General features: G+C 67.6%; 9 protein-coding genes and 2 pseudogenes. All 11 read right to left on the minus strand.

What is annotated here, in order from left to right; all coding sequences use genetic code 11:
- Window positions 1–283, minus strand: a pseudogene (locus SE92_RS32370) (hypothetical protein); the annotation flags it as partial.
- Window positions 280–1,161 (minus strand): AAA family ATPase, encoded by an 882-nt coding sequence (locus tag SE92_RS32375; protein ID WP_063202609.1) that lies wholly within the window; start codon window positions 1,159–1,161, stop codon window positions 280–282. The pseudogene SE92_RS32370 and the gene SE92_RS32375, both read right to left, overlap by 4 nt.
- An 11-nt stretch (window positions 1,162–1,172) precedes the next feature.
- Window positions 1,173–2,194 (minus strand): annotated as a pseudogene (locus SE92_RS32380) (xanthine dehydrogenase family protein molybdopterin-binding subunit).
- A gap of 1 nt (window position 2,195) precedes the next feature.
- Complete coding sequence (locus tag SE92_RS32385; protein ID WP_063202611.1) at window positions 2,196–3,791, minus strand: xanthine dehydrogenase family protein molybdopterin-binding subunit; 1,596 nt, start codon at window positions 3,789–3,791, stop codon at window positions 2,196–2,198.
- A gap of 8 nt (window positions 3,792–3,799) precedes the next feature.
- Window positions 3,800–4,276 (minus strand): (2Fe-2S)-binding protein, encoded by a 477-nt coding sequence (locus tag SE92_RS32390; RefSeq protein WP_063202615.1) that lies wholly within the window; start codon window positions 4,274–4,276, stop codon window positions 3,800–3,802.
- Between the two features lie 3 nt (window positions 4,277–4,279).
- Window positions 4,280–5,098 carry an FAD binding domain-containing protein gene (locus tag SE92_RS32395; protein ID WP_063202617.1) on the minus strand — a complete coding sequence of 273 codons (819 nt, stop codon included), beginning with the start codon at window positions 5,096–5,098 and terminating at the stop codon, window positions 4,280–4,282.
- Window positions 5,099–5,542 (minus strand): SRPBCC family protein, encoded by a 444-nt coding sequence (locus SE92_RS32400; RefSeq protein ID WP_063202619.1) that lies wholly within the window; start codon window positions 5,540–5,542, stop codon window positions 5,099–5,101. It lies immediately after the preceding gene.
- Between the two features lie 2 nt (window positions 5,543–5,544).
- Entirely contained in the window at window positions 5,545–5,982 is a 438-nt protein-coding gene (locus SE92_RS32405) for an SRPBCC family protein (protein WP_018643039.1), read from the minus strand.
- 9 nt (window positions 5,983–5,991) lie between these two features.
- Entirely contained in the window at window positions 5,992–8,901 is a 2,910-nt protein-coding gene (locus SE92_RS32410) for a flotillin family protein (RefSeq protein ID WP_063202621.1), read from the minus strand.
- 27 nt (window positions 8,902–8,928) lie between these two features.
- Window positions 8,929–9,762 carry a phosphoenolpyruvate hydrolase family protein gene (locus tag SE92_RS32415; RefSeq protein ID WP_063202623.1) on the minus strand — a complete coding sequence of 278 codons (834 nt, stop codon included), beginning with the start codon at window positions 9,760–9,762 and terminating at the stop codon, window positions 8,929–8,931.
- Between the two features lie 3 nt (window positions 9,763–9,765).
- Window positions 9,766–10,977: Tm-1-like ATP-binding domain-containing protein (locus SE92_RS32420; RefSeq protein WP_198172848.1), on the minus strand; the 1,212-nt coding region annotated here is incomplete at its 5' end.

Genomic DNA, 10,977 nt, shown 5'->3' on the forward strand with positions numbered 1-10,977 from the left:
CCGTCTCGTCGTCCTCCCCCTCGTCGTCGCGCGCAATGGCCTCGCTGCCGCGGAAGTGCAGATCGAACAGCCGGTCGAAGGTCGCGCGGCGCTCGGGCGGCGGAGCCAGCGTCGCCAGGGCGGCTTGCCTGACGTGCTCGATGGTGCGCGGGCCGAGCAGCTCGATCGCGGCCAGGAACGTCGTGGTCTGCTCCGGCACCACGGCAAAGCCGTTCGCCCGCAGCAGCGGGACAAAGGCGACGAAGATGCGGGCGGCGCGCGGCAGCTGCGGTTCGGTGCTCATGCGGTCGCCTCCGCCAGCATGGCATCGAGCCGCGGCGAGATGAAATGCAGATCCTCCTCGTCCTTCAGCGCCACGCCGATCGACCGCTTGAACGCATCCGGCCAGCGTGCGCCGCCCTTGTTGAGGAGCGTCGCGGCCTCCGCCCAGTCGACGGCTTCGGCGATGCCTGGCGCCTTGCTGAGGGGCTCGCGCCGCAGCTTCTCCACGGCTGCGACGACGGCGCGGGCGGTGGCCTCGGCGACGCTGGAGGCGCGCATCATGATGATCCGCGCCTCGCGCTCCGCGGTCGGATAGTCGATCCAGTGATAGACGCAGCGGCGGCGCAGCGCCTCGTGCAGATCGCGCGTCCGGTTCGAGGTCAGCACGACGACGGGGCGTTCGGCCGCGCGCACCGTGCCGCGCTCCGGAATGGAGATTTGGAAGTCGGAGAGGAATTCGAGCAGGAAGGCCTCGAACTCCTGGTCGGCCCGGTCGATCTCGTCGATCAGGAGCACGGTGGAATCGGGCGCGCGCAGCGCGGCCAGCATGGGACGCTCGATCAGGAAGGTCTCGCCATAGATATCGATGCTCTCGTCGCCGGCCTGGCGGATTGCCAGCATCTGGCGCGGATAGTTCCACTCATAGAGCGCGGCAAAGGCGTCGATGCCCTCGTAGCATTGCAGGCGGATCAGGCGGCGGCCGAGCACGGCGGCGATCGCCTTGGCCGCCTCCGTCTTGCCGACACCGGGGGCGCCCTCCAGCAGCAGCGGCTTGCCGAGGGCGAGGCCGAGATAGGCCGATGTCGCAAGGCCCTCGTCGGCGAGGTAATAGGCCGCCCGCAGCGCCTTCTCCAGCGCCTCCGGGCTGTCGATGCCGACGATGTTGCTGCGAACCGCCACGGCCCAATCCTCTAACGCCGGGCCTGCGGCCGCGCGCCGCCCTGGCTCTTGATCGCGCGCAACACCTTTTCGGGCGTGATCGGGAGGTCGTCGATGCGGACGCCGACGGCGTTGAAGATCGCGTTTGCAACGGCCGGCAGAACCGGGTTGGCGCACATCTCGCCGGGGCCTTTTGCCCCGAAGGGACCATCGGGCGCGGGGCGTTCCAGCACCGCGATATCGTGCGGACAGATGTCGCCGGGACCTGGCATCAGATACTCGACGAAGTCGCGGGGCCGTGAACGGGGTCGGGATAATAGGGTTCCGGGGTCTCGTAGAGCGCGTGGCTGACGCCCATCCAGGCGCCGCCGACGAGCTGCTGCTCCACCAGACGCGGGTTGAGCGCGCGGCCGAGCTCATAGGCGGAGTCCATCCGTACCATCGCGACTTCGCCGGTCTCGTCGTCGACCTCGACCTCGGCGACGAGGCAGGCATGGGCGTAACAGGTCGCCGGCGACATCTCGCCGGTCTCCGGATCGACGTTGGAGAGCGGGACGAGAAAGATGCCGCGTCCCGAGATGGTCTTGCCTTGCTTGAATTGCGCGGCAATCGCGACGTCCTTGGTCGAGATCGAGCGGTGCGGCGCGCCCTTGACGTGGATGTTGCCGCGGCCGTCGGTTTCGAGATCGGCCGCGTTGACCTCCAGCTCCTCGGCCGCTGCCTCCATCATCACGCCGCGCGCCTCGCGGGCCGCGGCCATGACGGCGTTGCCGACGCGGTGGGTGCCGCGCGAGGCAAACGAGCCCATGCAGTGCGGACCGGTGTCGGAATCGGCGGTGTCGACATAGACGTCCTCGACGGGAACGCCCAGCGTCTCGGCGCAGATCTGCCGCGTCACCGATTTCATGCCCTGGCCGAGGTCGATCGACGACAGCGCCACCGTGAACTTGCCGCTCGGATTGGAGTGGACCAGCGCCTGGCTTGGATCGCCGCCGAGATTCATGCCGATGGGATAGTTGATCGACGCCATGCCGCGTCCACGATGCCTGGTCATCTCAGCGTCTCCTGGTGCCGAACACGGACGAGAACCGCGTCGCGCCGTGCGATGGTGCAGCCGGGCGCGGCGGGGGAGGCGGCGGCGCCGGCGGGGGCGGATCGCGCGGCGGTTCTCGCGTGACGGTTGGCGGCAGCCGGTCGTAGCTGGTGCGCTGCTGGACCGGCGCCGTCGGCCTCGCGCGCGAAGAATCCGTCGGCGTCGGCGGGATTGCGGCGCGGCTGCCGCCGCCGTCCTTGCGCGAGGACGCCCGTCTGAACTCGTCACGGATCGGCCATTTGGCTTTTTCGGCCGCGACCTGGACGCATTCGATCAGCGCGGTGTTCTTGGCCTCGCGCCGGTGCGCTTTCATGTCGCCGTCGCGATAGGCGTTGAGGATGCGAAACTCCATCGGGTCCATGCAGACGAGGTTCGCGAGCTTGTCCATCTGGCACTCGATGGCAAAGTCCATCGCCGTGACGCCGAAGCCGCGCATGGCGGTTGCAGGCGTGCGGTTGGTGAAGACGCAGTAGACGTCGCCATAGACGTTCGGGATGGTGTAGGGGCCCGGCAGATGCGCGGCGCATTTCACGGCGGCGTAGCTGGACAGCCTTGTATAGGCACCGCTGTCGAAATAGGCCCGGATCTTGCGGGCGACGATGCGGCCGTCGCGCATCACGCCGTCCTTGATGTAGATGCGTTCGGCACCGCGCGGCGGACCATATTGCATCTCCTCCTCGCGCCCGAACACGTAGCGGACGGGACGCCCGGTCAGCATGGCGCCGAGGATGGCGAGCGGCTCAGTCAGGGTGTCCACCTTGCCGCCGAAGCCGCCGCCGACGGTGCCGCCGATGAAGTGGAAGGTGTTGGACGGCACGTCCAAAATCTTGGCGCAGGTGTCGACCGAAAAGAACAGCGCCTGCGTCGAGGTATAGACGACGTAGCGGCCGTTGGTGTCAGGCGCGGCGATGGCACCGTTGGTCTCGGTCGGCGCGTGCTCGATCGGCGACATCTGGTAGCGCTGTTCCAGCACGTGGTCCGCGCCCGCGAGCGCCGCGTCGGCATCGCCGAAGCGCAGGCGCTGGTGGTCGTAGACGTCGTGGTAGATGAAGGCGTTCTTCGGATAGGTCTCGTTGACCACGGGCGCGCCGGGCTTGAGCGCATCCTCGACGTCGAACACGGCCGGCAGCGGTTCATAGTCGACCTTGACCTTCGCGATGGCCTCGAACGCCTCGCGCTCGCTGTCGGCAACGATGGCGAGGATCGGCTCGCCCTTGTAGCGGACCTTGTCGACCGCCAGCGACGGCTCGTCGTCCTTGCCGAAATTGATCAGGCTCAGAAGCGTGTTGAGATTGACCGGCACGTCGGTGCCGCGGATGATGCGACGCACGCCGGCCGACCGCTCGGCCTCGGTGGTGTCGATACGGCGCAGCCGTGCGTGGGCTTGTGTCGAGCGCACGACCTTCAGGTGCAGCATGCCCTGCAGCTTGTGGTCGTTGAAGTAGCTCGACGTGCCCGTGACATGGCCGAGCATGTCCTGACGCTGGGTGCCCTTGCCGATTTCCTTGAGGTTGTCGTCGCGCTCGTCGGCGAAGATGTCCTTGCGCAGTTCCAGCATGGTTGACCTCAGGCGCTGACCCGGCCGCCGGCGGCGGCGAGGATGGCATTGATGATCGGCTCGTAGCCGGTGCAGCGGCAGATGTTGCCGGAGATGGCCTCGATCACCTCGTCGCGGCTGGGCGACGGATTGCGGTCGAGCAGCGCCTTGGCGGCCATCAGCATCCCCGGTGTGCAATAGCCGCATTGGGCAGCAAAATTGTCGGCAAAGGCGCGTTGCAGCGGATGCAGATTCGGGCCCTGCTTCATGCCGTCGAGCGTCTCGACCGACCGGCCTGCGACCGTCTCGGCGAGCGTCAGGCAAGAGAGGTGGAGCTCGCCGTCGACCAGCACGCTGCACGTGCCGCAGCCGCCCTGGCCGCAGCCGAATTTCGGCGTCATGTCGCCGATCAGCTCGCGCAGCGCGACCAGCAGATTGGTGCCGCCGTCGACGAAGATCGCGACGTCGCGGCCGTTGTGGCGAAATTGCAGGGGGATCTTGGCCATGCTCTATTCCTGTCCCGACAGCAGGCGCCGCAGATGCACGCCTACGATCTCGCGGCGATACCAGGCGCTGCCGAGCGCGTTGTCGGATGGCGAGGTCCCTTCGGTGGCCGCGGATGCGGCGGCGGCGATGGTCGCAGCATCGAGCGAACGCCCTTCGAGCGCGCGCTCGGCGGCACGGGCGCGGATCTGGGTCGGCGCCATCGATCCCAGCGCGATCCGGGCGCCCGCGATCCGGCCGCCGCTGATCGGCAGATGCGCGGCCAGCGTGATGACCGAGCCGCCTTTCGGCTTGATGCGCGCGATCTTGCGATAGCGGAAGGCTTCGGCGCTGGCCGGCCGAGTGCAGGACACCGACAGCACCAACGTCCCGCTCTGCCGGTCGCGCGCCTGCAAGAACTCTTCGATCGGGACGTCGCGTGCGCCGAAGCCGCCGGCGACGGCCACCGTCGCATCGAGCGCCAGCAGCGCGACGGTGAAATCGCCATAGGGACTTGGCGCAAAGAGGTTGCCGCCGATTGTGCCCATGTTGCGCACGGCCGGGCCGCCGATCGAGCGGGCAGGAGCATGCAGGAAGGCGAGGTCGCGTTCGGCGAGAACGCGCGCAAAGGTGACGCCGGCACCGAGCGTGATGCGGGGGCCAGAAGCATCGATCCGGGTGAGAGCTTGATCCTGCGCGCGGACGATTGTCGAGACCGATACATCGCCCTCGTTCAGCGCGCGCATCACCAGCGTGCCTCCGCCGAGATAGCGCGCGCTGCGGTCCGAGGACAGCGCGCCCGCGGCTTCGCTGGCGCTCGTAAAAGTCTTCACTGTCACGGCCATCTATGCGGCCTCCTTCAGGTGCCGGCGGATCGCCTCGAAGCCTGCCTGATAGATGTCTTCGGCGACCATATGGGTAATACGGTCCTTGTCCTCGGGCTTGGTGGTGAAACGGGATTCCCAGTGCCAGAAAGTCCGGTCGCCGTCGGTCACCGGCAGCAGCCGGACATGAGCGACGTAGTTGAACATCGGCACCGGCGTATCGAGCAGGCAATAGCTGAAGGACTGTTCCAGGTCCGACAGCGCCAGCAATTGCTCGCGCAACTCGGAGCCGTCCTTCAGCTTGAACCGCCTGACGCAGCCGATCTTGTCGGACGACTGCGCACGCTCGATCGAGGAGGTCGCGACCGCCGGATGCCAGCGATCATGCCCGTTGAAATCGCGCAGCACCGCCCACGTCGCGTCGGTCGGCGCGTCCAGGATCGTGCTCTTGACGATATGCGGCACGGCTAGCCTCCGAACACGCGCTTGAGCGCGTCGAACCCGCCCTGGAACACGCCGCCGCCGATATTGCTGACGAGCTCGGTCTCCCGCTCCGGCGCGCAGTCGAACTCGGCGGTCCATTCCATGAAGGTCTGGTCGCCGTCGGTGACCGGCGTCAGCCGCAGGGTCGCGACGTAGTTCTCGACGCCCATTGGCGATTCCAGGATCGAATAGGTGCAGAACATGTCGTAGTCGGAGAGGCCGAGCAGCTTCTCGCGGATGCGGTCGCCGTTGCGCAGGCGGAAGTCGCGCACGCACCCGATCTTGTCCGAGGGCTCGCCGCCCTCGATGCGGCTTTCGGCGATCGCCGGATGCCAGTTCGGCAGGCCGTTGAAATCGCGCACCCGCGCCCAGACGCGGTCGTTGCGGGCGTTGACGACGGTGGAAACATAGACGCGAGCCATGGTGCGACCTCAGCTCTTCTTCCGCGGCCCGCGCTCGGCCGGTGGTTCGCCGCCTTCGGCCGCAGGCGGGGTGGCCGCCGGCTTGTCGCCGCCGCCACCTCCGCCGCTCTTGCGCGCGGACTCCTTGATGCCCTGCATGTCGCGGGCTTCGCGGATCAGGCCCGGCATCTTGGCAAGGCTGCCGCCCTCGACGCCGATATCCGCCAGGATGGAATCGATCAGCGGCGCCTGGACGCGGTAGCGCAGGGCGGAATCGATCACTTCGTCGGTGGCGCTGCGGCCGCCATTGCCGCCATTCCCGTTGCCGTTGAGGCCGTCGACTTGCAGGATGCGGATGCCCTCGATCTTCTCCATCGGCTTGACGCTCTCGCGCACGATGCCCTCGATCCGGTCGAGCAGCTTTCTGCGGAACAGCGAGTAGCGCGCCTGGTCGGTCAGCACGTTCTCGGCCTCGTTGAGCATCCGCTGCGCCTCGGCCTCGACGGCGGCGCGCACCCGCTCGGCCTCGGCTGCGATGCGGGTCTCTTCGGCCTGCTTCTCGGCGAGCATCACCTCGACGGTCCTGCGCCGCTTGGCGATCTCGCTCTCGCGCGCCGTGATGACGCGCTCGGTCGCTTCGGTCGCGCGCATCCGCGCTTCCTCGGCTGACGCCTTGGCGGCAGACTCTTCCAGCGACTTCAGGTGGATCGCGATCGCCTTCTCCATCAGGACGGTCTCGACCTCCTTCTCACGATTGACTTCGAGCTTGCGCAGCTCGCGCTCGCGGCCGACGCGAGCTTCATCCAGGCCCCGGTCGGATGCGATGCGGGCGCGCTCGACCTCCTCGCGGGAGGCGATCTCGGCCTCCTGCAGGGATTGCATGCGGGCGACCTCAAGCTGCTCGATGGCGCGGCGACGCTCGATGCGGGCCGCTTCCAGCGCCTGTTCGCGCGAGACGTCCGTGGTCTCGACCTCCTTGCGCGCGACGATCTCGGCCTGCCGGACCTGGCGGTCGGCATCGATCCGCTCGGACTTCTTGGTCGATAGCGCGATGACGCGGTCCTCGTCGGCGATCTCGATCGCCTTCTTCTGCTCGATGTTGAGCACCTCGCGCTTCTTCGAGGAGTTGATGCGCTCGGCCTCCAGCGCCAGATCGACGGTAATACGCTGGCGCTCGATGGCGTCGCGCCGCTTCAGCTCGGCTGCCTCCAGCACGCCGGTACGCTCGATTTCCAGCGCGCGGGTGTCGCGCTCGGCCTGGATGCGCTCGGCCGCAACCGCCTTCTCCTGGGCGATGCGGGCTGCCTCGATCGCCTCGCGGGAGGCGATGTCGGCTTCCTCGACGGCGCGGTTGCGGGCGATTTCCAGCGAGCGCACGCGCTCCTCCTGGGCGATGCGGCTGGCCTCGGTGGTCTCTCGCGCGGAGATGCCGGCGACGTCCAGCGCCTGGTTGCGCTCGATCTCCAGCTGCCGCGTGTTCTGCTCGGCGGCGATGCGCTCGGCGGCGAGCGTCCGCTCACGGACGATGCGGGCGGCTTCCACCGCGCGCTGTGCCTCGATCTCGGCCTCCTGGATGGTGCGTACCTGCTGGATCTCCAGGGCGCGAGTGCGCTCGTCGGAGGAGATGCGCTCGACATTGACGATCAGCGTCTGGGCGATGCGGGCCTTCTCGGTGGCCTCGCGGGCGGCGATCTCGGCCTCGTCGACGGCACGCGTGCGCTCGATCTCGCGGCGCCGCGTCTCCTCCTCGTTGGCAATACGGGCATCGGTGACGACGCGATCCTGCTGGATCCGCGCCTTCTCGATCGCCTCGCGGGCGGCGATCTCGGCTTCCTCGATCGTGCGCATGCGCTCGATCTCGCGCTGGCGCACCTCGCGCTCCGACGCAATCCGCGTGGTGTCGATCGAACGCTGGTTGGCGATCCTGGTCTTCTCGATCTCCTCCCGTGCCAGCAGCTCCTTCTCCTCGATGGTCCGCGTCCGCTCGATCTCCTTCTGGCGGGTTTCCCGCTCGGAGGCGATGCGGGCCTCGGCGATGGCCTGGTCATTGGCGATGCGGGCGCGCTCGATGGTCTCGCGGGCGGAGATCTGGGCCTGTTCGGCCTCGGTCTCGCGCAGTGCGCGCTCACGGGCGACTTCCGTGCGCTGGAGCGCGCGGCGCATCTCGATGTCGCGCTCCTGCTCCAGCCGCGCGGTCTCGCTCTCGCGCTCGATTTCGAGGGCCTGCCGCTCGGCCTCCAGATTGCGGGTACGGATCTTGATCATCGAGTCCTGCTCGATGTCGTTGCGCAGCTTTCGCCTGGCCTCGATGTCCTGCATCAGCTGGGTCAGGCCTTCGGCGTCGAACCGGTTCGACGGGTTGAAGAATTCGAGGTCGGTCTGGTCGAGATCGGTGATGGCGACGGATTCCAGCTCGAGGCCGTTCTGGGCGAGGGCCTCGGCCGCTTCGGTCTTGACGCGCGCGACATAGTCGCCGCGCCGCTCGTGCATCTCTTCCATGGTCATTTCGGAAGCAACCGAGCGGATCGCGGAGATGAACTTGCCGGCGAGCAGCGCATGCAACTGCCCGGGCTCCAGGGTGCGGCGGCCGAGCGTCGCCGCGGCGATCGAGACCGCTTCCCGGGTCGGCTGCACGCGGACATAGAAGTCGGCCTCGATGTCGACCCGCATGCGGTCACGGGTGATCACGGCATCCTGCCGGGAGCGGACGATGCCCATCGGCAGCACGTTCATGTTGACGGGCGTGTAATCGTGGATGAAGGGCAGCACGAAGGCGCCGCCGTTGATCACGACGCGCTCGCCGAGAAAACCGGTCCGGACGAACGAGGTCTCCTTGGAGGAGCGGTGGTACAGCCAGTTCACGATATAGACGCCGACCACGATCACGACGATCGCGACGATCAGCCAGAGGATCAATTCACCGACCAACATCCCCGACATCTTTTCCTCCCTCGAACCCTTCCGGCGTTATCGCGCGCCGATCGCCTTGAATTGACGTACCTGCTCCGTCAGCGCCCGTTCCACGGGCAGCCGCTCCATCGAGGACGCGCCGTAGAAGCCGTGGCAATGGCGGGTGTTCTTCATGATGAAATCGGCATCCGCGGGATCCGCGATCGGGCCGCCATGCGCCAGCACCAGGATATCCGGATTGACGCTAAGCGCGGCCGAGGCCCAGGTGTCGATCCGCGCCGGACAGTCCTTCAGCTTCGGCGCCGTCTGCGCCCCGATCGAGCCGCCGGTCGTCAGCCCCATGTGGCAGACGATGATATCGGCGCCGGCGATCGCCATCGCGGCAGCCTCCTTCTCGCTGAACACATAGGGCGTCGTCAGCATGTCCTTGTCGTGCGCCTTGGCGATCATGTCGATCTCGAGCGCATAGGACATGCCGGTCTCTTCGAGATTGGCGCGGAACGTGCCGTCGATCAGACCGACGGTCGGAAAGTTCTGCACGCCCGCGAAACCCAGCGCCTTGAGCTGATCCAGGAAGACGTCCATGTCGCGGAACGGATCGGTGCCGTTGACGCCCGCGAGCACCGGCGTCCTGGTAACCACGGGCAGCACTTCGCTCGCCATTTCGACCACGATGGCATTGGCATCACCGTACGCCATCAGGCCGGCGAGCGAGCCGCGGCCGGCCATGCGATAACGGCCGGAATTGTAGATGACGATGAGATCGACGCCGCCGGCTTCCTCGCACTTGGCTGACAGCCCGGTGCCGGCGCCACCGCCGACGATGGGCTCGCCGCGCTTCGCCATCTCGCGAAACCGTTTCAGCAGTGCTGCGCGTTCAAACCGGGCCATGGCTCACCTCGCTACTCTCCGCCGCGCGCCGGTGCGGCCGAACAGGGTTCGGAATGCACTGACGATGGCGGCGGCAAAGTCGGGATCGTTGATGTTCTTGGGGATGCGGATGAGCTGGCGGTTGCCGGTCTGCCGCACGGTGCGTTCCAGCGCGCGGAATAGCGCAGCGTCGGCATCGGGATCCCAGAACGGTTGGCCCCGCGCATCGAGCGCGGAGACGCCGGCCTCTGGCAGGAAGAAGCGCACGGGGCCGTCCATCTGGTTGAGCCGCTCGCCGATCCAGCGGCCTATCCGCTCGTTCTCCTCCACGGTCGTGCGCATCAGTGTGACTTGCGGATTGTGGACGTGGAACTTGCGACCGCGGTAGCGCTCGGGAATGGTGTCGGGCGCGCCGAAATTGACCATGTCGAGCGCACCGACCGAGCCGACATAAGGGATGCGCGTGCGGATGATCGCACCGAAGCGGTCCTCCGTTGCCGGAAACACGCCGCCCATCAGGAGATCGCAGATCTCGGTCGTGGTGAGGTCGATCACGCCGGCGAGTTGACCGGACTCGACGAGCTTCTCCATGGAACGGCCGCCGACGCCGGTGGCATGGAAGACCAGGCACTCGAAATCGTCACGCAGATCGGCGGCGATCTTCTGCACCGCGGGCGTCGTGACGCCGAACATGGTGATGCCGACCGACGGCAGGCCGCCGGACTCCCGCGCCGTTGCCGCGCGCGCATCGAGCCGCGCCTTGACCATGCCGGCGACCGCGTTGGCGCCATTGGCCAGCACCGCGCGCGAGATCGAGTTCAGTCCCTGCACGTCGGTGACCGAGTACATCATCGTGATATCCGCGGGGCCGACATAGGGCCCGACGTGACCGGACGCGACAGAGGAGATGATCAGCTTGGGCACGCCGATGGGGAGCGTGCGCATGCCCGGCGCGACCAGCGAGGCCGCGCCCGAGCCGCCGGCCGAGATCACGCCGGCGACGTTGCCCTGACGCCGCAGCCAATTGGCGAACGCATCGGCCATCGCCGTCACCGCGACGCCGCGATCCGGGCCGAACACGGCGGAGCCGCCGCGGCCGTGGTTCAGGGCGATCTCCTGCGCGGAGACATCGCAGCTGGAATGTTTGCCGCTGGTCGAGACGTCGACGAGGCGCGTGCGCAGGCCGCTTTCGGCGATGATGTCGCGGAGGAAGCGCAGCTCCACGCCCTTGGTGTC

The sequence above is a fragment of the Bradyrhizobium sp. AT1 genome (genome assembly GCF_001590795.1).
GTDB lineage: Bacteria > Pseudomonadota > Alphaproteobacteria > Rhizobiales > Xanthobacteraceae > Bradyrhizobium.

Coding starts and splice junctions, on each gene's coding strand:
- SE92_RS32385 (WP_063202611.1), bottom strand. CDS start 3,791: ATGCTGGAACTGCGCAAGGACATCTTCGCCGACGAGCGCGACGACAAC.
- SE92_RS32410 (WP_063202621.1), bottom strand. CDS start 8,901: ATGTCGGGGATGTTGGTCGGTGAATTGATCCTCTGGCTGATCGTCGCG.
- SE92_RS32395 (WP_063202617.1), bottom strand. CDS start 5,098: ATGGCCGTGACAGTGAAGACTTTTACGAGCGCCAGCGAAGCCGCGGGC.
- SE92_RS32405 (WP_018643039.1), bottom strand. CDS start 5,982: ATGGCTCGCGTCTATGTTTCCACCGTCGTCAACGCCCGCAACGACCGC.
- SE92_RS32415 (WP_063202623.1), bottom strand. CDS start 9,762: ATGGCCCGGTTTGAACGCGCAGCACTGCTGAAACGGTTTCGCGAGATG.
- SE92_RS32390 (WP_063202615.1), bottom strand. CDS start 4,276: ATGGCCAAGATCCCCCTGCAATTTCGCCACAACGGCCGCGACGTCGCG.